The 22,558-nt window shown below is 32.9% G+C and carries 24 protein-coding genes and 2 tRNA genes; 11 read left to right on the top strand and 15 right to left on the bottom strand.

The annotated features are described in order from the left end of the window. Positions 1–27: 27 nt before the first annotated feature. The 4 genes from ASE21_RS16225 to ASE21_RS16210 all read right to left on the bottom strand — a co-directional run bounded on the left by ASE21_RS16225 (position 28) and on the right by ASE21_RS16210 (position 4,137). A complete protein-coding gene (locus ASE21_RS16225) occupies positions 28–1,056 on the bottom strand; it encodes a hypothetical protein (RefSeq protein WP_057123743.1) in 1,029 nt (342 codons plus the stop codon). A gap of 405 nt (positions 1,057–1,461) precedes the next feature. Beyond that, positions 1,462–2,184 carry a hypothetical protein gene (locus tag ASE21_RS16220; protein WP_057123742.1) on the bottom strand — a complete coding sequence of 241 codons (723 nt, stop codon included), beginning with the start codon at positions 2,182–2,184 and terminating at the stop codon, positions 1,462–1,464. Next, entirely contained in the window at positions 2,171–2,731 is a 561-nt protein-coding gene (locus ASE21_RS16215) for an RNA polymerase sigma factor (protein ID WP_057123741.1), read from the bottom strand. The genes ASE21_RS16220 and ASE21_RS16215 overlap by 14 nt, the downstream gene beginning before the upstream one ends. Positions 2,732–3,159: 428 nt before the next feature. After that, entirely contained in the window at positions 3,160–4,137 is a 978-nt protein-coding gene (locus ASE21_RS16210) for a polyprenyl synthetase family protein (RefSeq protein ID WP_057123740.1), read from the bottom strand. Between the two features lie 160 nt (positions 4,138–4,297). Between ASE21_RS16210 and ASE21_RS16205 the strand changes: the two genes are divergently transcribed. After that, positions 4,298–5,158: a hypothetical protein gene (locus ASE21_RS16205; protein WP_057123979.1), complete on the top strand. Its 861-nt coding sequence runs from the start codon at positions 4,298–4,300 to the stop codon at positions 5,156–5,158. Between the two features lie 266 nt (positions 5,159–5,424). On the opposite strand, the gene rlmN is transcribed toward ASE21_RS16205, so the two are convergent. After that, the gene (rlmN, locus tag ASE21_RS16200; protein WP_057123739.1) at positions 5,425–6,477 is read right to left on the bottom strand and encodes a 23S rRNA (adenine(2503)-C(2))-methyltransferase RlmN; all 1,053 of its coding nucleotides are present in this window, start codon (positions 6,475–6,477) and stop codon (positions 5,425–5,427) included. A gap of 248 nt (positions 6,478–6,725) precedes the next feature. Here rlmN and ASE21_RS16195 point away from each other — a divergent pair, with 248 nt between their 5' ends. The 7 genes from ASE21_RS16195 (at position 6,726) to ASE21_RS16165 (ending at position 12,290) form a co-directional block, all read left to right on the top strand. After that, positions 6,726–7,289 (top strand): YceI family protein, encoded by a 564-nt coding sequence (locus ASE21_RS16195; protein ID WP_057123738.1) that lies wholly within the window; start codon positions 6,726–6,728, stop codon positions 7,287–7,289. A 336-nt stretch (positions 7,290–7,625) separates the two neighbouring features. Further along, complete coding sequence (locus ASE21_RS16190; RefSeq protein WP_057123737.1) at positions 7,626–8,195, top strand: YceI family protein; 570 nt, start codon at positions 7,626–7,628, stop codon at positions 8,193–8,195. Between the two features lie 5 nt (positions 8,196–8,200). Further along, on the top strand, positions 8,201–9,613 hold the full coding sequence (locus ASE21_RS16185; protein WP_057123736.1) for a hypothetical protein: 1,413 nt from the start codon (positions 8,201–8,203) through the stop codon (positions 9,611–9,613). Positions 9,614–9,645: 32 nt separating this feature from the next. Further along, positions 9,646–10,170, top strand: a complete 525-nt coding sequence (locus ASE21_RS16180) for a hypothetical protein (protein ID WP_242410289.1) — start codon at positions 9,646–9,648, stop codon at positions 10,168–10,170. A 201-nt stretch (positions 10,171–10,371) separates the two neighbouring features. Then, positions 10,372–10,770 (top strand): hypothetical protein, encoded by a 399-nt coding sequence (locus tag ASE21_RS16175; protein WP_057123734.1) that lies wholly within the window; start codon positions 10,372–10,374, stop codon positions 10,768–10,770. Between the two features lie 107 nt (positions 10,771–10,877). After that, complete coding sequence (locus ASE21_RS16170) at positions 10,878–11,519, top strand: O-methyltransferase (protein WP_057123733.1); 642 nt, start codon at positions 10,878–10,880, stop codon at positions 11,517–11,519. Positions 11,520–11,564: 45 nt separating this feature from the next. Then, positions 11,565–12,290, top strand: a complete 726-nt coding sequence (locus tag ASE21_RS16165; RefSeq protein ID WP_057123732.1) for a phytanoyl-CoA dioxygenase family protein — start codon at positions 11,565–11,567, stop codon at positions 12,288–12,290. Between the two features lie 16 nt (positions 12,291–12,306). Here the strand turns inward: ASE21_RS16165 and ASE21_RS16160 are convergent, their stop codons facing one another. From ASE21_RS16160 to ASE21_RS16130, 7 genes are all read right to left on the bottom strand, one after another. Then, positions 12,307–12,870 carry a phosphatase PAP2 family protein gene (locus tag ASE21_RS16160; RefSeq protein ID WP_057123731.1) on the bottom strand — a complete coding sequence of 188 codons (564 nt, stop codon included), beginning with the start codon at positions 12,868–12,870 and terminating at the stop codon, positions 12,307–12,309. Between the two features lies 1 nt (position 12,871). Next, entirely contained in the window at positions 12,872–13,231 is a 360-nt protein-coding gene (locus ASE21_RS16155) for a twin-arginine translocase TatA/TatE family subunit (RefSeq protein ID WP_057123730.1), read from the bottom strand. A gap of 102 nt (positions 13,232–13,333) precedes the next feature. Further along, complete coding sequence (locus ASE21_RS16150; protein WP_057123729.1) at positions 13,334–15,571, bottom strand: M1 family metallopeptidase; 2,238 nt, start codon at positions 15,569–15,571, stop codon at positions 13,334–13,336. Positions 15,572–15,638: 67 nt separating this feature from the next. Then, complete coding sequence (locus tag ASE21_RS16145; RefSeq protein ID WP_057123728.1) at positions 15,639–16,142, bottom strand: DUF6702 family protein; 504 nt, start codon at positions 16,140–16,142, stop codon at positions 15,639–15,641. Continuing rightward, entirely contained in the window at positions 16,142–16,894 is a 753-nt protein-coding gene (locus tag ASE21_RS16140; protein WP_057123727.1) for a hypothetical protein, read from the bottom strand. The genes ASE21_RS16145 and ASE21_RS16140 overlap by 1 nt, the downstream gene beginning before the upstream one ends. After that, a complete protein-coding gene (locus ASE21_RS16135) occupies positions 16,884–17,612 on the bottom strand; it encodes a carboxypeptidase-like regulatory domain-containing protein (protein WP_057123978.1) in 729 nt (242 codons plus the stop codon). Before ASE21_RS16135 ends, ASE21_RS16140 begins: the two co-directional genes overlap by 11 nt. Then, positions 17,599–18,360, bottom strand: a complete 762-nt coding sequence (locus tag ASE21_RS16130) for a carboxypeptidase-like regulatory domain-containing protein (RefSeq protein WP_057123726.1) — start codon at positions 18,358–18,360, stop codon at positions 17,599–17,601. The genes ASE21_RS16135 and ASE21_RS16130 overlap by 14 nt, the downstream gene beginning before the upstream one ends. Positions 18,361–18,523: 163 nt before the next feature. Between ASE21_RS16130 and pepE the strand changes: the two genes are divergently transcribed. Beyond that, positions 18,524–19,231, top strand: a complete 708-nt coding sequence (pepE, locus tag ASE21_RS16125; RefSeq protein ID WP_057123725.1) for a dipeptidase PepE — start codon at positions 18,524–18,526, stop codon at positions 19,229–19,231. 56 nt (positions 19,232–19,287) lie between these two features. Here the strand turns inward: pepE and ASE21_RS16120 are convergent. Continuing rightward, a tRNA-Gly gene (locus ASE21_RS16120) sits at positions 19,288–19,360 on the bottom strand. Between the two features lie 105 nt (positions 19,361–19,465). Then, a tRNA-Gly gene (locus tag ASE21_RS16115) sits at positions 19,466–19,538 on the bottom strand. Positions 19,539–19,672: 134 nt separating this feature from the next. On the opposite strand from ASE21_RS16115, the gene ASE21_RS16110 reads away from it, so the two are divergent. Continuing rightward, entirely contained in the window at positions 19,673–20,110 is a 438-nt protein-coding gene (locus ASE21_RS16110) for a GNAT family N-acetyltransferase (protein ID WP_057123724.1), read from the top strand. 1 nt (position 20,111) lies between these two features. Continuing rightward, on the top strand, positions 20,112–21,695 hold the full coding sequence (locus ASE21_RS16105; RefSeq protein ID WP_057123723.1) for a murein L,D-transpeptidase: 1,584 nt from the start codon (positions 20,112–20,114) through the stop codon (positions 21,693–21,695). On the opposite strand, the gene ASE21_RS16100 is transcribed toward ASE21_RS16105, so the two are convergent. Further along, complete coding sequence (locus tag ASE21_RS16100) at positions 21,684–22,409, bottom strand: murein L,D-transpeptidase catalytic domain family protein (RefSeq protein ID WP_057123722.1); 726 nt, start codon at positions 22,407–22,409, stop codon at positions 21,684–21,686. The two genes, ASE21_RS16105 and ASE21_RS16100, sit on opposite strands and share 12 nt — an antisense overlap. Between the last annotated feature and the right edge of the window lie 149 nt (positions 22,410–22,558).

Below are 22,558 nucleotides of genomic sequence, written 5' to 3'. Positions count from 1 at the left end.
TCTACTAACTAAACTCAAACTTCATTCTCAATTTAAATCAAGACGCAATCCTAATGAAACATTATTTTCTTTAGTCAAATTATCCTGAAATATAGGATTCAGATCATATTTAAAATACAAACTCAATTCTCTGTAACCAATATAAGAACTCAAACCGTAGATAAAATTGTTTACATTATAATCGCCTTTTATCGTAGTTTTATATTTTAAATCTTCTTCTTCAAATTTTAAAATCTGTTTTGATTTCACGTTAATGCCGACATAACCCCCAACTCCAAAGCGAAAACTTTTGTGTGTTTTAAAATATTTCTTTCCGTTTTTTTCGCCTGCTTTTGTAAAATCAAATTCTAAATGAACTGGAACTGCTAAATACACATTTCTAAAACGGGATTCTGTTAAATGAACAGGATTTTCTTCAAGAATAGTCTGATCTCCATTTACAACAAAACTTTTATTATCGGTTGGACGGATATTATTGTACATTAAGGAAAGCCCGTATTTTGCATGAAGCAGATTATCGTTTTTCATTAATCTTGAGTTATACGTAAAACCCCATTCGTAAAAATGCGAACCCATAAAACGATAATTTGAATCCTGAAGTTTTCCGTCGACCATGGTATTATTTAACCCCATTGCAAATACAAATTGTGAGGTTGTTCGCTTTTCGCCGTGAATGGAATCTTTGTCTCGTTTTGAAGATTTCCAGCGAATCATATATACTCTTGAAGAATCTTCTTTGATTTTTCCGTCGACTTTTTGCTGAACCAAATCGTTAAGTTCGTTTTGTGCCAGTGTTACTTTTTCTTCGATAATTACGGCCCTGGCTTCTGCTAATTCTTTTTTGCGTTTATCCGCTTGTTCCTGCGTGATTTTTCCTTCTGATAATTGAACATTTACTGCTTCAATTTCTTGTTTCAGGGTTTCCTTTTCTTCTTTGGTAATCTTTTCGATTTTATTGGCAATTTGCTTTGCTCTGGATTCAAAGGTTTCCTGTCCCAAAACTTTGCTTACAAATAAAAAGACCAGGATTACGAGATAAATGGTAAAATTTTTCATGTTGATTTAGATAGATTGATGATGATTTTTTAATTATTAATTTTGAATTCTTATTCCATCGGGTTGAAACCCGACGCTACAATATGGATCGTTCCTCCGGAACTGAAAATCTATATTCTTTATTCTTTATTTATTGCATCTCTATCGCGTTGAAACCCGACGCTACAATATGGATAGTTCCTCCTGAACTGAAAATCTATATTCTTTTTTCTTTATTTATTGCATCTCCATCGGGTTGAAACCCGACGCTACAATATGGATCGTTCCTCCGGAACTGAAAATCTATATTCTTGATTCTTTATTTATTGCAACTCCATCGGGTTGAAACCCGACGCTACAATATGGATCGTTCCTCCGGAACTGAAAATCTATATTCCTGATTCTTGATTCTTGATTCTTCATTCCCTATTCCTGCTTATTTCTATTTGCTAAAGCCACCTTTACTTCATGATAATTTTTGTTGACTTTTGTGATTACTTTTTCTCTAAAAGAAAGTTCTAATTCGCCATCGACTTGGTTTAGTAAATCAGAAGCATTGATTTTTACTTTTGATTTTTTTACTGAACTTTGAGCTAAAACGTTTTTTTCTGCCGTTTCTAGTAATTGATCTGTATTCTCTTTTTTAGGATTTTCGGTAACTGCGACCGGATTTGCATTCGATTGTTTTTCTTGATTGTTTTTAATGATGACTGAAGACTCCGCTATTTGATTTGATTCATTTTTAATGGTTTTATTTGGTGTTTGATTAAAGTTATTTTCTTGTTTATTTGCTTTTTGTGTTAGAGTTTCTGTTGGAGATTTTTCGGCAATTACAGTTTCAGTTTGAACGGATTCAATTTTATTCAAAACTGGTTTAGCAATAGAATCTTTTTTAATATTCTCTTCGATTACAACAGTTTTAAAAGTTTCGATCGAATTCTCCTTCTGGTTAAAAAAGAAAGTTCCAACCAGCAAAAACCCAACAATACTGGCGGCGATATAAAGCCATTTTCTGTTTTTAGCTGGCTTTTTAGTTTCTTCGGCAACACTCAACATCGCGTCTAATCGATCCCATGCTTTTTCGCTTGGCTCAATTTTGCGTTGATTTAGTTTTTCACGGAAATCCTTTTCAAAATTATTCGGTTCCATTATCTTGTTTTTTTAGAATAATAATTTGTGTTTGCAGCATTTTTCTAGCGTGCGATAATTGCGATTTCGATGTTCCTTCATTAATTCCTAACATCTTGGCAATTTCATTGTGTTTGTAACCTTCTATAGCGTATAAATTGAAAACCATTTTATAACCATCAGGCAGTCCATCAATTAAAAACTGAATTTGTTCTACTGTAAATTGGCTGTCGATTTCATTAAAGCTTTCTTCTGTAAAAAATTCCTCTTCGGCAAATTTTACTTTTTTCTGAACTCGTAAATACGAAATGCATTCGTTGACCATAATCCGGCGGATCCAGCCTTCAAAACTTCCTTTGTGTTCAAAGTTTTTCAGATTCGTAAACACTTTCATAAAAGCTGTAATCATTACATCTTCTGCCAATTGAATGTCTTTTATATATTGTCGACAGACACTTAACATTTTTGAAGAAAACTTGCCATAAATCTGCTGCTGTGCCTGACGATTATTTTCGACAGCAAGCTTTATGATTTTGGTTTCTTCTTGATGTAAATGAATAATTTTCATTAATAAGCTTTCGGTTTTGGTTTGTCTTTGGTTTTAGAAACAGACTTCTATTAACATAGACGATTTTCGATTTGAAATGGTTGCATGGAATTTTAAAAAAAATCTAAATTTTTTAAATCCCAAATTCCAAAATTGGATTAAATCTTCCCTTTATTAAAACGTGTGTTTGGTATGCCACAAGGCTGGATTCGACAGAGTATTGACTGAAAGGATGAAAAAATATTATAATACGATTGAAGATCGGCATAAAAAAATGCGATTAGAATATTATTCAGAATTTAAAATATCCGAAATGGGAAAATGAATTTGAAAAATCTAAAACTATGTAAAATTCTTTAATGAAAAAGAACTTGAGGAACCAAAAATGGTTGAATCAGAAAAATATGATTTTTAAATAAAAGTATTTTCTAATTTTCTAATTAACAAAATTATTTCTTCCTCTCAATAACGTAATTAACCATCAAAGTCAAAGCAGCTTTATATTCAGAATCTTCGAAGTTTTGAAGTAAAGAAAGCGCTTCCTGCTGGAATTGCACCATTTTGTTTTCGGCGTAAGCCAAACCATTATTATCTTTTACAAAGGCAATAACTTCTTTTACACGTTTTTTGTCTTTGTTGTGGTTTTTAATGGAGTTTATCAGCCACTTTTTTTCCTGCGGAGTACAGGTATTTAAAACGTGAATTAAAGGCAAAGTCATTTTTTGTTCCTTGATATCTATTCCGGTTGGTTTTCCAATGGCTTCTTCGCTGTAATCAAATAAATCATCTTTGATTTGAAAAGCCATTCCAATCAATTCGCCAAACTTTCGCATGTTTTCCACCTGAACATCATCTTCAATTACGGCTTTTGCACCAAGCGCACAACAAGCGGCAATAAGTGTTGCAGTTTTTTTTCGGATAATTTCGTAGTAAACATCTTCTGTAATATCAAGTCTGCGGGCTTTTTCTATTTGAAGTAATTCACCTTCGCTCATTTCGCGAACGGCTACAGAAATGATTCGGAGTAAATCAAAATCGCCATTGTCGATTGACAACAATAATCCTTTTGAAAGTAAATAATCTCCAACCAAAACAGCTATTTTATTTTTCCACAGTGCATTTATAGAAAAGAATCCGCGGCGGCGATTACTATCGTCTACGACATCATCGTGAACCAAAGTTGCGGTATGAATTAATTCGATAACCGAAGCGCCTCGATACGTTCTTTCATTTACGATTCCGCCGGAAACCATTTTTGCGGTCAGGAAAACAAACATCGGACGCATTTGTTTTCCTTTTCTGTTTACAATATAATAGGTAATTCTGTTAAGCAGCGCAACCTTAGAAGTCATCGATTCATGAAACTTTTTTTCAAAAAGTTCCATCTCGGTAATAATAGGTTGCTTTATTTGTGAAGTAATGTTCATTTGGATTCAAATATACTATTTTAAATAAAAAAACGTTGTCTATTTTATGTTAGTATATCTATAAATGTGTACTAATTTAAAAAAAACAATCCAAAAACACCTCAATCTAATACTAATTTGAAATTCATTGATTAAAAGTAAAACCAAAAAACTATTTATTATGAAAACAAAATTTTTATTAATTGGAACCTGTATCGCTTTATCATTATTTACAAGCTGTAATTCTGATGAAAACACAACCGACGGAACAAGTAAAGTAATTACAACCGACGAAATAATTGCAAATTCTAAAATAGATGCCTCAATTGAAGATGTTACCAATATTGCTGAAGACCAATTTATCTCTCAGGTAAACATTAACAGCAAACCTTCTGGAAACATAAAACACTTTTTACCTGAATGTGCTGTTATTACAACAGTATTAAAGAATAATACTTTTACAAAAACAATAGATTTTGGCGTTGACGGCTGTACGCTTGATAACGGAAATACGGTAAAAGGAAAAATGGTGGTTTCGTTTTCTAATGATTTTTCGGCTTCTACACAGACTATCAGTTATACTTTTGAAGGATTTTATCACAATGGTAAAAAAATTCAGGGAAGTAAAAGTATCATCAGAACTGTAAAATCGACTGATTTACTGGCAGAAGCGCATCCGGTTTTAACAGCCGCAATTGACCTCACTATTACTTTTGATGACGGAAAGGTTTATATCAGAAAAGGTTCTTTAGTAAAAGAAATGACCGCTGGTTATAACACCTGGTTTAATTGGGAAGACAATGTTTTTGTAGTGACCGGAAGCGGCACCACAACTTTACCAAACGGAGATACTTACGCTGCAGAAATTACAACGCCTTTAGAATTTAAAGCTTCTTGCAGAAAATCATTTGCAGTAAAAGGAGTTGTTGAAATAACTAAAAATGGAGCTTCGGCTACTATTGATTATGGCAATGGAGATTGCGACACTCTGGCTGCTGTAACCAAAGACGGCGTTACAGAAGAAATTGATTTAAAAAAATAAGATCCTTTTTTGCCCACAAAAAAAGCATTAAAAGCAAGGTTCACCCTCGTTTTTAATGCTTTTTTTTTTACCTATAAAATGTTCCTCCCGAACATAATTATATTGTCATTATTTTTTTTCTACCGATGAGATATTCTTAACGGAATATTTATCTTAGAGTGATATATCTGCAGCTACCGATCTGTAACCCCTAACGGAGTATATCTCGGAGAGATTAAATATCGGTAGCAAAAAATAGCATAATCCGCACCTTTGTCCCGTAGGGACTATACTGCATCTGCTTCCTTGTTTGCCAATTGTCCGCAGGCTGCATCAATATCTTTTCCGCGGCTGCGACGCACTTTTACAACAACTCCAATATTCTCTAATGCTTTTATATAAGCCAAAATAGATTCTTCTGAAGCTTGTTGAAATTCGCCGTCATCAATTGGGTTGTATTCAATTAAATTGACTTTACACGGCACATATTTACAGAATTTCACCAATGCATCAATCGAAGCTTTATCATCGTTAATTCCTTTCCAAACCACATATTCGTATGAAATTTTGCTTTTGGTTTTTCTATACCAATATTCTAATGCTTCTCGTAAATCTTTCAAAGGAAAGTTTTTACTAAAAGGCATAATCTTAGCACGGATTTCATCAATTGCCGAATGAAGTGAAACTGCCAGTTTGAACTTTACATCGTCATCGGCCATTTTTTTGATCATCTTCGGAATTCCTGATGTCGAAAGCATAATACGCTTTGGAGACATCCCTAAACCTTCCGGAGAAGTGATCATATCAATTGCTTTAATGACATTATTATAATTCATTAAAGGCTCTCCCATTCCCATAAAAACAATATTCGAAAGCGGATGATTATAATACAAACGGCTTTCTTTATCGATTGCCAAAATCTGATCGTAAATTTCTCCCGGCTCCAGGTTTCTCATACGTTTTAATCTTGCTGTTGCGCAAAAATTGCAATCTAAACTGCACCCAACCTGACTCGAAACACAAGCTGTTGTTCTGGTATCTGTTGGAATTAAAACAGATTCTACTACTAATCCGTCATGCAGGCGGACAGCATTTTTTACAGTTCCGTCATTACTGCGCTGCATGGTATCAACCTTAATATGATTGATTACAAAATGTTCTTCGAGCATAGAACGAGTTGTTTTCGCAACATTCGTCATATCCTCAAAACTGTGTGCTCCCTTGCTCCAAAGCCATTCGTAAACTTGATTTCCACGGAAAGCTTTGTCATTATTTGCGACAAAAAAATCTCGTAACTGATCTTTTGATAAGGCTCTTATGTCTTTTTTCTCAATTTGCATGCTGCAAAGTTAATCACTTTTGTCCTTTTTTTAAATTTTTAGATACATTCTTAATATTGCTTAGTACGTTTTATCAAAATTCATTCAATTTTCCTCACACCATTACTATAATGATTTAATTAAAGACAAGCTATGATTTTTATCATTTCATATCTTTTCTGAGGGTGATAATTTTGACTCAAGAAAAAGGCTGGTTCATAACCACATTACAGAACTCTCCTAATTAAAATAACCTTACATAATTGAAAATGAAAACAATTAAATCCTTTCTGGTCACAATTATTTTTACAACACTAACACTTCAGGTGAACGCTCAAAGAACATATACTTTGGTAGATACTAAATCAATTTTTGAAGTTGCGGGAACTTCTACAGTTCACGATTGGGTAATGCGTTCTACAGAAGGAACCGGCATCGCAAATTTAACTGTTAAAGATTCTAAACTGGCAGCCATAAACAGTTTAACCATTACATTATTAGCAGAAAGCCTAAAAAGCCATAAAGAAAGTATGGATAAAGTGGCTTATGAGGCATTAGATACAGAAACACATCAAAATATTGAGTACGTTTTAAAATCTGCTTCTAAAATCGATGACACAACGTGGAATCTAACAGGCGTTTACACTATTGCAGGTGTCAGCAAAGAGTACCAGACTCAGGTAAAGATTACTACAGTAAACGGAACATTTATTTTACAGGGTTCAAATCAAATTACTTTTGGTGATTTTGAAATGGCTCCTCCAAAAGCAGCACTCGGTGTTGTCAAGGCCGGAAAAGATTTAACGGTGATTTTTAATATAACGTTAGGCTGATAAATAATTCAATCATATTTTAAAGGGACTTTTTTAAGTCCTTTTTTATTTTCTTCTTATAACAAAATCCCCATTCAATCTAAATTTAAACTTTTACTGGTTTAGGTCAATTTATCAAATTAATATATTTCTTTTTGGATGGAAGCTTGATTTTGTCAAAATGAAAACGTTGTAGTTATTAAATATCAATTTAATAAAATTTTAACAATGATTTTTATCATATAATTAACTGAATTGTAGGATGATCTTTGGTACAAGTTAAAACAACACTCTTAGTACTAATAAAAGACGGCCATTCAATTAACTTATTTTTAACAATCTAAACATGACAAAAAGATGAAAACTAATAAAATAAAATTGATTACAGTTGTAATCGCAATTTTCGGAATTATTTCATTTGCTTCTGCACAAAAATCCTATTCTCTTGACGGCAAATCAACTTTTTCTGTAGCGGGCACTTCAACACTCCATGACTGGGAAATGAAATCAGGTTCGGGAACCGGAACAGCTAATTTAACAATCACCAATTCAAAGCTGACTGATATTGAATCACTATCTGTTACCCTTTTGGCCGAAAGTATAAAAAGCGAGAAAAAAAGTATGGATAAAGTAGCGTATGAAACTTTGAAAACAGATAAAAATAAAAGTATTAAATATGTTTTAAAATCTGCCGAAAAAGTAAATGAAACGACTTGGGAATTAACCGGTACTTATACAATCGCCGGAGTTAGCAAAGTCTTCAAAACTACTGTAAAAACAACTGTTACAAAAGATGCGCTGAATCTTCAGGGATCAAACAAAATTACATTTGCTGACTTTGGAATGAAATCGCCAACTGCAATGTTCGGAGCTATTAAAACCGGACAGGATTTAACCATAAAATTCAATTTAAACTTTAATTTATAACCGCCATGAAGAAGATTTATATTCTATTTATTACTTTAATAAGTACGTTCGCTGTTCAGGCACAAGTTAGCTTTGGACATATTCAGAACCAAATCTCAAGAGGACAAAAAGGCATCAATCAATTTGATGTAAAAAAAGATACCGTTGCTTATAAAGGATTAAGTGTAGATATGGGTGCCGCATTTGCACTTCAGTTTCAGGCATTAAATTCGTTCAACGATCAAAAAAACTTGCCAACTGCACCTGCTTACAGATTAAATAATCTGGAAAACAATTTTAATCTGCCAAATGCCAACTTTACCATTGGCGCTCAATTATACGATGGTGTCCGCGTGAATTTAGATTTGTATTTAGCTTCAAGACACCACAATGAAACATGGGTAAAAGGTGGTTACCTACAAATTGACAAATTAGATTTCATTAAAAAAGATTTCCTAAAAGATTTCATGCAGTATACCACCATTAAAATTGGACAAATGGAAAACAACTATGGAGATGCACACTTTAGAAGATCAGATAATGGAAATGCATTTATGAATCCGTTTGTGGGAAACAATATTATGGATGCCTTTATTACTGAAATGGGAGCCGAAATTTATTACAACAGATCAGGATTTGTGAGTATGATTGGTGTTACAAATTCAAAACTGAATCAAAACATTAAGGAAATTACAGCATCATCTCCTACAGCAGCCAAACCGGATAATAATACTACTATAAGCCCTTCTATACTTGCTAAACTGGGCTGGGACAAACAAATTAATGAAGACTTAAGAATTAGATTAACAGGTTCTTACTATCACACAGCAAACTCAAGTGGAAATTTATATGCTTCTGACAGAGCAGGAAGCCGTTTTTATGGTGTAATGTCTCACTCAGGTTATGATATTCTGGATGCTGCGGGAAATCCAATTCTTTCTCCTGTAGCAGGTCAAAAAACAACTGTTGCTGATAATTTTGATCCAACTGCAAATAAGGATACAGGAAGATTCAATCCCGGATATGGCAACTGGGCAACATCATACATGATTAATCCATTTATAAAATATAAAGGTTTTGAATTTTTCGGAACATTAGAATTTACTTCCGGAGGCGATTATACCGGAACTGATGACACTCGTAAAGTAAATCAATATGTAGGTGATCTTGTGTATCGTTTTGGAGAAAATGAAAGATTCTACATCGGTGGGAAATATAATTTAGTGGATGGAAAATTAGCAAATGCCAATACTCAGAATATTCAAATTAACAGATTTGAAGCTGCTGCAGGATGGTTTATGACAAAAAATGTTTTGGCAAAACTAGAATATGTTGATCAAAACTATAAAAACTTCGCTCAGTTTAATGGCACAACACCAAACGATCTTTTTGGAGGAAGCTTTAAAGGACTAATGTTCGAAGCAGTAATTTCATTCTGATACAAATGTTAAACAGATTTCAAATATTAAGTATGGGTTTAGTAATTTTCTTTTTCTTAGGAAGTGCTAAACCCACTTTTTTTGCAGAAGAAACCGTTGTGCCAATAAATAAAATAAAGATAGAAATTACCGGAGCATCAACTATTGGGAAGTATAATTGCGCTAATACTTTTACAATAAAAGATACTGTTTATGTAAATTCAGTTAAAAAGAATACGTTTAATACCGAGATCAAAATGTCTAACTTTGACTGCGGGAATAAAATAATGACTAAAGATTTACAAGGAACTGTAAAAATCAAACAATTTCCTAACAGCAAGGTTTCTATTACAGATATTAAACCAAACGGAAAAAATTATAAATGCAGGCTGAATTTTTACATTACTGATAAAACGCTAAAATACAAAGACTTTATTTTATACAATACCGACGATAAAATTCAGGGAACATTAAATTTAAAGTTTTCTGATATAGAACTCGAACCGCCCGTAAAAATGGCTGGCTTAATAAAAGTTAAAGATGACATTGTAATCAATTTTAGTCTTTATAAAAACTAAAAAACACAACCTCAATAAACTGCATTCTTTCAAATAAAAAAATCTATTTCATCTTTTCAAAATTCAAAAGTTTGGCACAAGAATTGTCTTGCACTCAAATGAAAAATAATCTTACAATAGGCGCCATAATTTTAAAATTTGTATTTTTATTATTCCACTTTATAACCTTTTAAATTTTATAACCTAAAAAGACATTTTATTATGAAAAAACATTTTTTAAGTTTAGCTGTTATGGCAATGCTGGCATTCGGATTTCAATCATGCGATAAAAAAGAAACCAAGCCAGAAGAAGAAAACCTGACCCTTGGAAACAAAGTCGATTCCTTAACAACAGATATTGAAGAAGTAAAAGACAGCGCCGTTAGCAAAGCCGAAAGTGCTGCTGCAAAAGCAAAAGATGCTACTGAAAATACTGCTAATGATATAAAAGATGCCACTAAAAAAACGGCAGCTGATGTTGAAAATGCAGCTAAGAAAACGGCAGCTGATGTAAAAGATGCTACTAAAAAAGGCGCTCAAAAAGTTGAAAACGCAGCCAAAGCCGCTAAAGACGGAACTGTAAAAACAGCTAAAGATGTAAATGAAGCTTTGAAAAAATAAACTTTCAGATTAAAACTAAAACCATTCGCTTAACCGAATGGTTTTTTTATGCGAAAAAGACAGCGGATATTTTTTGTATTTTTGCCCTGAATTAGAACAACTACAAGATGCATTTTATATCACAGGAATTAGAAGATTATATCGAACAGCATTCTGAAAACGAACCGGAATTATTAGCTAAATTAAATAAAGAAACTTACCAGAAAATACTTTTACCCCGAATGTTGAGCGGACATTTTCAAGGCCGCGTTTTGAGCATGCTCTCTAAATTGATTCGTCCGGTAAATATTCTTGAAATTGGAACTTATACAGGTTATGCTGCGCTTTGTTTATGCGAAGGAATGCAGGAAAACGGACAGCTGCACACTATTGATATTAAAGAAGAATTAGTCGATTTTCAAAGAAAATATTTTGATGCCTCTCCCTGGGGAAATCAAATTTTTCAGCATTTAGGCGAAGCAATTGATATTATTCCGACTATTGATGTAAAGTTTGATTTGGTTTTTATTGATGCAGATAAAGAAAATTACCTGAATTACTGGGAAATGATTGTTCCGAAGATGAATAAGGGCGGAATTATTTTATCTGATAATGTTTTATGGAGCGGTAAAATTCTCGAACCTGTTCATCCTAACGACGTAAGTACCAAAGTACTTTTAGAATATAATCGACTTTTGAAAGAAGATCCGAGAGTAGAAACTGTTTTATTACCTATTCGTGACGGATTAACAGTGAGCAGAGTTTTGTAATCAATAATCTCACGCCTTAACTAAAGGCAATTCAAAAAAATAAACATGAAATTAAGTGCCGGAATTACTACAGAAGGCTTTTCAATTATAAACGATGTTTTTACAAAAAATGAAATTGAAAAAATAATCTCTCTAATTGACGAAAAAACTAAAAACAATCTTAATAATAATACTTTTAGACAATCTCAGGATTTATTTGCTATTAGACAATTTCATAAAGAAGTTCCTGAAACTTTAAATATTATTTTTAATCAAAATTTAAAGAAAATTATTGAATCAAATTTCGGGAAAGGATACTTTATTACCAAGTCAATTTATTTTGACAAACCTGAAAAATCAAATTGGTTTGTAGCTTATCATCAGGATTTAACAATTTCGGTAAATAAAAAAATTGAAGCTGAAAATTTTGAAAACTGGACCGTAAAACAAAATCAGTTTGCAGTGCAGCCTCCAAAAGAAATTTTAGAAGATAATTTTACTATTAGAATTCATATTGACAAGACCACAAAAGAAAACGGGGCTTTAAAAGTTATTAATAATTCTCATTCCAGAGGAATTTTAAGAATTGAAAACCTTGATTTTGAAAACGAGAAAGAAACAGTTTGCGAAGTTGACAAAGGTGGAATTATGATCATGAAGCCTCTATTATTTCATGCTTCAAACAAAACTATAAATAATGAAAGAAGAAGAGTAATTCATATTGAATTCAGCAGGCAAGGACTTCCTCCAGGATTAGAGTGGAGCGAAAAAACAATTTTAATGAATCATTAAGAGATTCCAAAAAAACTTATCCCGGGAAATATTGAGGTTTTAATCTTCTGTAAAGTAAATAGATTAACGATCCGAAAACGGCTCCAAAGAAATATCCTGCAAGAATGTCTCCCGGATAATGTAATCCCAAATAAATACGGCTGTAAGCGAAAATTAAAGGCCATAAAAACAACCATCCGAAGTATTTAAAATGTTGTTTTAAAACCAAATATAAAAAGGTAGCAACAGCCATTGTATTAGCAGCATGTCCTGAGAAAAAGCTGTATGATTTTCTAACCTGAACAATTCTTATTATTGAACTAAGATCAGGATTATTGCAAGGGCGTAAACGTTGAAAAGTATGTTTAAACAAATTACAGGTTTGATCTGTAAAAGCGATCAGAACTGCAATAAAAAGCAATAAATATAAAGTCTGCTTTATTCCTATTTTTTTATAAATAAGATAAAATAATAATAAAAAGAATGGTGTCCAGTATAACTGATTTGTAATAATCAGCCAGAATTTATCGTATGTTTCAGATCCTAAACCGTTTAGATACACCAATAGATTGATATCTAATTCTTCTATTTTCTCAAGCATATTATCTTTGGCGTTTTATAGGTCCTGAAAGTGATTCAATATCTTCTTTTACCTGATCAATTTCTGTCGCAGTATCTCCTAACAAATTACCTGATAAATTCGTAGTGTCACCTATCAAATTAGATTTTGCTTCGTTGATTTGAGCATTGATATTACCTGTTATATCAGTCAAAGATTTTGCATCAAGACCATTGGTCTCTGCTCCTTTTTGAATTTCACTTTTAATGTCGTTAGTTGCGTTTTTTAATTGAGCCATAGCTTTTCCCATTGTACGGGCAATTTCCGGCACTTTGTCTGAACCAAAAAGCATTAGTACTATAAACAGTATGAAAACTAATTCTCCTCCTCCTATACCAAACATATCTTTTATTTTTGTTGTGCCACAAAGATATTAAATTTTGAAGCGCACAGTTTTAAAATTTACTTAAAAAAAAAGACTCTTTTCAGAGTCTTTTTTTTGTTATTAGTCAAATTTTGATTTTTGTTCAACTTTTGGCCATGAATTATTTGTTACATCGATATCTGCTGTAAGCAGTTTTGGATCAATCTGAATGCTTTTGATTGCTTTTGTAACTGCATAAACTTTCTTAGCGGTATCATTGTTTTTTCTCCAGATTTGCGCAGGATATTGATAATTATCTTTTGTACCATCTTCATAAGTGATTTCAACAAGAATAGGCATAATCATTCCTCCTGGTTTATTAAATTCAACTTCATAGAAGTATTTAGGCGATTTGATACTTGCTTTCTCCTCTGCAGTAAAAGTTTGATCAACGTAAGCCGCCAATGGTTTTACATCTTCTAATTTTAATGCTTTTTTGCTTGAAGAATTAACTTCCGGATTATCACCGGAAACTAAGTAAACAAAAGGACCTTTATCAAATCCGAAACGGCCTTTTCTCACTTTTACGTCTTTAATATCAGCAGTTGGAGTATCGGAAACATAATATTGTTTTACATCTTTAATTCCGATATCTACAAAATCAGTTGAGTAAAACCATCCTCTGAAAAACCAATCTAAATCTACTGCAGAAGCATCTTCCATAGTTCTAAAGAAATCTTCAGGAGTCGGGTGCTTAAATTTCCATCTGTTTGCGTAGGTTTTAAATGCATAATCAAACAATTCTTTGCCCATAACTACTTCTCTCAAAATATTAAGTCCTGTAGCCGGTTTTCCGTAAGCATTATTTCCAAACTGCTGAATGGTCTCAGAGTTAGACATAATTGGCTCTAAAAACTTTTGATCCCCACTCATATATGGAACAATATTTTTTGCAGGTCCACGTCTGGATGGGAAAGTTGAATCCCACTCCTGCTCTGCCAAATATTCTAAAAATGAATTTAATCCTTCGTCCATCCAGGTCCATTGACGCTCATCAGAATTTACAATCATTGGAAAGAATGTATGTCCCACTTCATGAATAACAACACCAATCATTCCGTTTTTAACCTCTTTCGTCGTTACGCCATTTTCATCCGGACGGCCAAAATTCCAGCAAATCATTGGATATTCCATTCCCTGATCTTCTGCAGAAACTGAAACTGCTTTTGGATAAGGATAATCAAAAGTATGAGAAGAATAACTTTTTAAAGTATGTGCTACAACCATCGTAGAAGTTTCTCCCCAAAGAGGGTTTGCTTCTTTTGGATAAACAGATTCTGCCATAACAGTTCTGTTACCAATTTTTACAGCCATTGCATCGTAAATGAATTTTCTTGAAGAAGCAATTCCAAAATCACGAACATTTTTTGCACTGAATTTCCATGTTTTTTTCTTTTCAGAGAAACCTTTTTCAGCTGCTTCAGCTTCTGCCTGCGTCACAATTACAACTGGTTTGTCAAATGATTTTTGAGCCTGCTCGTAACGTTTAACCTGTTCTGCCGTAAAAACTTCGCTTCTGTTTGTTAATTCTCCTGTCGCATCAATTACGTGGTCTGCAGGAACGGTAATATTTACATCGAAGTTTCCGAAAGGAAGAGCAAATTCACCGCTTCCCCAGAACTGCATATTCTGCCATCCTTCTACATCATTGTAAACTGCCATTCTTGGATAGAACTGAGCAATTACATATAATTTATTTCCGTCTTTTTCGAATAATTCATAACCAGAACGTCCGCCTTCTTTTCTATAATTATTGATGTTGTACCACCATTTTACAGAAAATGAGATTTTTTCTCCCGGTTTTAAAGGTGAAGCCAGATTAATACGCATCATTGTTTCATTGATGGTATAAGACATTGGATTTCCTTTTGCATCTTTTACCTGTTCAATATTAAAACCACGTTCTAGATCTTTTTTCAGATATTTAGTTGAAAAACCGTCAAGAGGTAAAACCTGATTGATTTTTTCGCCTTCTGCTAAAGAAGTTTGTCCATTTGCCCTTGCTTGATTTTGATCTAACTGAACCCATAAATACTCTAAAGTATCCGGAGAATTATTAGAATAGGTAATCGTTTCAGAACCTGTTAATTTTGAATTTTTATCGTCTAATTCAACATCAATTTTATAATCTGCCTGCTGTTGGTAATAAGCTGGTCCAGGTGCTCCTGAAGCTGTACGAAACATATTGGGAGTAGCCAGCAGATCGTACATCTGGCTGAACTTGTTAGTGTCGTATTTGCCCTCCTGCTTTGGTGCAGTAGCTTTTTCCTGAGCAACTAACATTGCAGGAAAAATTAATAATAATGAAAGCTTTTTCATAAAAGTTTAATGGTAATTTTTGTCAGGGTGTGAAAATAATAATTAATATATTAATTTAACTTATTAATTAATACTTTAACAATTCTTTCCTTGAAGATTCCGTAAATAGAACACTTCTTTTAGTGCCAAACGCTGAAATATGTGTAATGTTTTGCTGTTCGCTATTCCAGTCTACGAGTATTGTATTTGAAATTTCGATTGTTTTAAATTTATCGATATCTTTAATTCTGGAATAACAGATTAAAACATCACCTTCAACTTCTTTTGATAAAAAAGTAATTGGTTTTGATTGTCCGTTTACTTTAATTGTAAAATTTTCGGCCAGATATTTTTTGAGCAGATCAACATCTGCCGGAGTTTCTTTTTCTGTACCAACAAAGGTTTTTTTATGGTATTTTTTTTCCATTCCGTTGTTCAAATCATCTGCAAAAATACGGGATGTGATTTGAATCATTTTTTTATCAGCAGCATATTCTACCTGAAAAACACCCATATAAAATTTATGAAATGTAAAAGCAGAAAGAGACAAAAACAATATCCCGATTAAAGGATAAATCAATATTTTTTTCATTATTGAGCGGCATTCACTTTTTTAAATTCAGCATTTTTATTGATTAGAAAATCTATCAACTCAAATTTCTGATCTTCTTTAAGATGTCTTTTTGATTCCGGATCATTGGAACAATACATTAAAAACAAATCGACTTCGTCTTTTTTCAAACCTAAAGTTTTAGTAAAAAAGTCCGGTTTAAAATTAGCCTTAGAATATTCAACAAAAGCTATATCTGAGATTTCTTCTTCTTTTACCTGATCGTTTTTAGAAAGAAGTTTTTTAACGTCTTTAAAAATTCGGACAAAGTCCATTCCGTATTTAATAGTCTGATCAGAATACATTACTGTATTTTTTGCTGTCGACTGTTTGTCATCTTCAAACTGCATATCAACATATTGCTGCGTATTACTGTCTAAAGATTTCACTTTTAAATCTTTGCGCACCACAACTTCTTTCAATTCATTGCTGACCAAATCCAGCTGCACAGAAAAAAGAATCTGTGAACAGTCTTTTTCGGTTAAAACAATTTTTTTTGACTGAAATGCTAAACCGGTAAAAAGCAGTGTATCTTTTGGTTTCGCCAAAATATCAAACAATCCGCCCGGACCTATAAAAGTTCTTGATTTTGCATTAATGTTCATAACATATCCACTTTCAATAGTAAGGGATTTGTTTGTAACCTGACCGTGAAGAGGTTTTCTTAAATCGTTTTGCCCAAGCATTATCTGGCAAAATAAGCAAACAACGAATATTCCTAGTTTATTTTTCATTTTCGAGAATTATTAGATATTTTCGAGCTAACTCTGTTATTAAAAACATACTCATTGTTTTATTCTTTGTATTCAAAGATACGGCAAATTCGGCATCATCCATACAATATAACTGAAATCCTTTTATATCATCTGCCGGAATTTTCAATCTTTCAGTATAATAATTTTCATCAAAAAGATACTCAATTTTCCTGAAAAGCATTTCTTTTTTCTCCACATTTACTTCTTTTTTAAGCATTGCGGTCCGACCGGAAATTTTGTTTAGAATTTTATCTACAGATGTCGAAGTCGCAGTATAAACTTTTCGCTCTGCGGGAGTATATGTTTTTTGCCCTCTCGGTATAATTCCTAAATTTTCTGCAGTTATTCCGTAATTTTCATTAACAACAACTTCTTTTAGTTCAATTTCTTTCGCTGTCATTTTAATTATAAGCAGACTCAAATTTAAATCTTCTGCTGAAATTCTGCGCTTGTAAGGCTCTAAGTTTACTGCTGAAAAAACCAACACATCTCCTTCCTTTGCTAAAATAGAAAATTTTCCATCGGCATCAGAAATGGTAGAAACTTGTGTAGTATTGTTGATAATATTCACCCGGTCAACGGAGGTCGACTTCTCGAAAATCTGTCCTAAAATTTCCTTGGAAAGATTGTTTTGCCCAAAACCAATCTGGACAAAAAATAAAATAAAGATAATATGGAGCGTATTATTTAACTTCACTGGCAATTATTTCTTTATATTTTACTGCTAGTTCACCCAATAAAAATTCAGTTGAAGTCTTATTTTTTGAGTTTAAAATATTCGTAAATTGTTTATTTTCGACTGCATAATATTCAAAACCTTTTACGTATTCAGCCGGAATTTTTAACCTGTCTACAAAATGTTCAAGAGTAAACATTTTTTCTAAAAGTTTCATGAAAAATTCTTTTTTCTCCACTTCCACTTCTTTTTTCAGCATAGCGGTTCTGCCCGAAAAAAAGTTAAACAAAGGATCTGCAGAAATCGAACCTCCAGCCATTCCTGTAGCACTTGCAGATGCATTTAAGGCTGTAGCAGTATGCAATTTCCTTTCAGCTTCTGTATACGATTTTTGCCCGGCCGGGACAATTCCCAATGAAACTGCATTTATATTGTCATATCTTTTAACAATAACTTCCTGTAATTGATGCATTACCAGACTCAGTCGCACTGTGAAATTTAGATCTGTAAAATTTTCACAAGTTAATGTTACCCTGTTTTCCTTAAACTGAATAGAAGAAAAAACAAGCGTATCATCAGGTTTTGCTAAAATCGAGAACGATCCTGATGAATCTGTAGTTGTCATTATTTCTGTTTGAGAATTGACAACATATACGCCTTCTAAATCATTTGTATTTGCAGTAATTTTTCCGCTGATAAACACACGATCCTGAGACCATGAATTTTGACTTATAACAGCCATCAAAAAAAGCAAAATATTCTTTGTCAAGACAAATGATTTAGGAATTATTAAAAAGGTAAAAATATCCTAATGTCTTCCAAATTTAGTATTAATGAGTTGGTAAAAATATGTTAATTAAACTCTGATTCATCAATCATTGCAGACGAACTTTTTTTAATATCTTTAACGAATTGAACCTGAGTTAAAAACTATGAAAAGTATTATTATCGCCAGCACATCTACTTTGCACGGCGGCAGTTATTTAGAGTATTTATTACCTACTTTACAATTGCATTTTAAAAACTGTAAAACCGTTTTATTTATTCCTTACGCACGTCCGGGAGGAATTTCGCATGAAGATTACACCAAAAAAGCTGCCGAAGCTTTTGCGTCCATAAACATTCAGCTACAGGGAATTCACGAATTTGAAATTCCCGAAAAAGCAATAGAAAATGCAGAAGGATTTTTTACCGGCGGAGGAAACACATTTTTGCTTGTAACGCAGCTTTACAAAAATAACATTATGCAGTTACTTGCAGAAAAGGTTAAAAACGGAATTCCTTATTTAGGAACAAGTGCAGGAAGCAACATTTGCGGATTATCAATGCAGACTACTAATGACATGCCCATTGTTTATCCGCCAAGTTTTCAGACATTGGGTTTGATTTCATTTAACCTAAACCCGCATTATTTAGATCCTGACGCAAATTCGCAGCACATGGGAGAAACACGCGAAACCAGAATTAAAGAATTTCATGCTTTTAATTCTATTCCTGTTTTAGGTTTAAGAGAAGGAAGCTGGCTGGAAGTAAAAGGTGGAAAAATTACCCTGAAAGGAAATCTAAAAGCCCGTTTATTCAAACAAAACGAAACTTCTGTCGAACTCGAAACCGAAAGCGATTTAAGCAGTTTGAAATAATTTTCAAAAAAGAATAAAAACAAAAAAGCCTCAAACAATGTTTGAGGCTTTTAAAGAGCGAAAGACGAGGCTCGAACTCGCGACAACCAGCTTGGAAGGCTGGAGCTCTACCAACTGAGCTACTTTCGCATTAACAGGGTGCAAATATAAATAATTAAATCATTTTAAAAAACAAAAATCAAAAATTATTTAAGTTTGATAAAAAAACCGAAACAATAAAGTTCCGGTTTTTAGAGCGAAAGACGAGGCTCGAACTCGCGACAACCAGCTTGGAAGGCTGGAGCTCTACCAACTGAGCTACTTTCGCATTGCTGGTGCAAATATAAAAATAAAGTTAAGTTCAAAACAAGCTTTTTGTCAAAAAAAATTAATTAAAATCAACATTTTTTTATAACCTATTTAAAATTAAAAAGTTATAAAATCAATTATTTTTAGAAAAACATGAATATTATTAAAGAAATCCCATCAAAAGAAACTTATATTGTTCGTCATCCTGTTCTCAGAAAGGGCAAACCTATTGAGAGCTGCATCTTTGAAGGAGACGATCTTGAGACTACACATCATTTTGGTTTATATAATAATGAAGATTTAACAGGAATTATTTCGTTATTCCATAAAATCAATCCTATATTTGCACCGCAAAATCAAGCTCAGATTCGTGGGATGGCAGTTTTAGAAACACATCAGAAAAAAGGATTTGGAGAGGCTTTAGTTAAGCATTGTGAAACCTACTGCAATGAAAACAAAGTCGATTTGATTTGGTTTAACGCCAGAACAGCCGCTGTTGGCTTTTACAAAAAAATGGGATACCAGCCCCAAGGTGAACCATTTGATATTAAAGATGTTGGCGAACATTATTTAATGTTTAAAAAATTATAGAATGAAGAAACTTTACTTTTTTTTATTGGTATGCAGTCTAATTAGTTGTAAAAAAGATGCACCTAAACCAGCTCCGGCTGCCATAAAAAAAGCTCCGGCAATTATACTTACTGATGAAAGAAAAGTAGATGTCGACACTGCACTTTTAAGTACATTTAAAAGTGAAACTCTTAAACAATTTTATACTTCATCTGAAAATAAAACGGTTTGGGGAAATCTAAAAAAGAGACAATATGTTATATCTCAATTAGAAAAATCAGAAGAATTAGGTTTAGATCCGGAAGATTATAAGGCTTCTCAGCTTAAAAAACTGGAAAGCAGAATCAGTAATTTAAGTGATGCTGATTTAGCTACTTATGATATTTTACTGACCTATAATTTTGAGAAATACCTAAATCATTTGTACAAAGGAAAACTTGATCCTAAAAAGCTATATACCGACTGGGATTTAGACGAAAAAACTTTTGACGTAAACAGCGTTCTGATCAAAGCTTTTAACAAAAACAAACTGGATAGTGTTGTTGAAAATATTCAGCCCAAATCTATCATTTACAAACAATTATTAAAATCTCTTGAAATCATCAATTCGTATCCGGATGAAGATATTAAAACCATTGAATCTTTAAAGAAAATTACTTTAAATGATACCAATAATGCGTTAATAAATATCAAGAAGAAACTTTTGTTCTGGAAAGACATGTCAGGAAAAGACAGTCTTACTAATAAATACGATCAAAAAACATTTGAATCTGTGAAAAAGTTTCAGGAAAGACACGGTCTGGCTGATGACGGAGTTATTGGACCGGGAACGATCAGCGCTTTGAACTACTCTAAAGAAAAAAGAAAACAACAAATTATTGCCAATCTGGAACGCTGGAGATGGTACCCAACAGAATTGGCAGAAAACTATTTTATTATCAACATTCCGGATTACAGCTTAAATGTTGTCGAAAATCAGGACACAACTTTGGTTCGAAATATTGTAGTGGGAACAAGTAAAAGAAAAACACCTATTATTACTTCTGTCTTAAAAACAGTTGTTTTTAACCCAACATGGACTGTTCCGCCTACAATTTTAAAAGAAGATGTTCTTCCGGCAATGAAGCGAAACCGAAATTATTTAGCGAAGAAAAATATAACGATTTACGACACATCAGGAAATGTTGTCGATCCAAGCGCATGGAACGAAAACAAACCGAATAATTACAGATATGTGCAAAGTCCGGGTTATAATAATTCCTTGGGATTAATGAAAATATTATTTCCAAACCATCACAGTGTTTATCTGCATGATACAAACCATCGAAATTATTTTGAAAGAAATAATCGTTCTTTAAGTTCCGGCTGTGTTCGTGTTGAAAATCCGCTGGAATTAGCAGAACATATACTGGATGATCCTGACAGGTTTTCAAAAGATAAAATCGATACTATAATTGCTTCTAAGAAAACGATGAGTTTTAAAATCACCAAAAAATACGCTTTGTATCAATGGTACTGGACGGCATGGAGCAAAAAAAATCAGCTCATTTTCAGAGCTGATATTTATAATCTTGATTCAGATTTGTATGCTAAATTAAGAAATTAGCTGCTCCTCCATCGCGAAACTTCTTGACGGATGGTAGATATACAAACATGATTTATTTTTAATAGTTTCGATTATTTCATCCGTCAATTCGACCGGAAGTGCAGGACAGCCTTGGCTTCTGCCTAATCTTTTGTGGTTTCTGATAAAAGATTCAGAAACGTAATCTGCTCCATGCATAACAACTCCTCTGTCGCGGGCGTTATCGTTAAGACCTCTTTCTAAACCGTCTAAACGTAACGAAGCACCATGTTTTCCCTGATAGATTTCGCCTGTTGCATAAAAACCTAAACTGCTTTTAAATGAAGAGTTTAAATTTGAAAAAGCATTAGCAAACTCTTCTCCGGTATTTCTGCCATGAGCTACCAAAGAGTTAAATAAAATTTTGTTTGTAGTCATATCAATTACCCAAAGACGTTTGGTATTGGATGACAGACTAAAATCAATTAGTGTAAGAATGTTTTTTTGAATAATTCCTCTTTCTTTTAAGAGATAAAATCCTTTAAGAGCCTCTGTAAAAGTTTTTAGCTCAGGAAGTTTACAATTGTTTGAATCTAAGGCACTGTAAACATTTGCAATTTTCGCATCAACGGAAAGGTTTGTTTCAACTTTAGCAATGTTTCTGTGTGTTACAGATTTTAATTCGGAGGTGTTTTTTGAATCTTTACCAAAAGACAATAGAAAAAACACAAACAGCGGATAAATTTTGTAAATCATTGAATTTCTTTAGGTTAATAATAAAATTTGGGTAAGGCAAAAGTATACATTTTTGAAAACGCTCAAAACAAAAGCCTGTAAATCAGGCTTTTTTTGTTTAAATTTTAACATTATTAACATAAAAACGATATTTCTGTAAGATTTTTTCT

Origin of the sequence: Flavobacterium sp. Root901, from assembly GCF_001429765.1 — a bacterium.
Classification (GTDB): Bacteria; Bacteroidota; Bacteroidia; order Flavobacteriales; family Flavobacteriaceae; genus Flavobacterium.
This window is presented reverse-complemented; position numbering and strand designations above follow the sequence as displayed.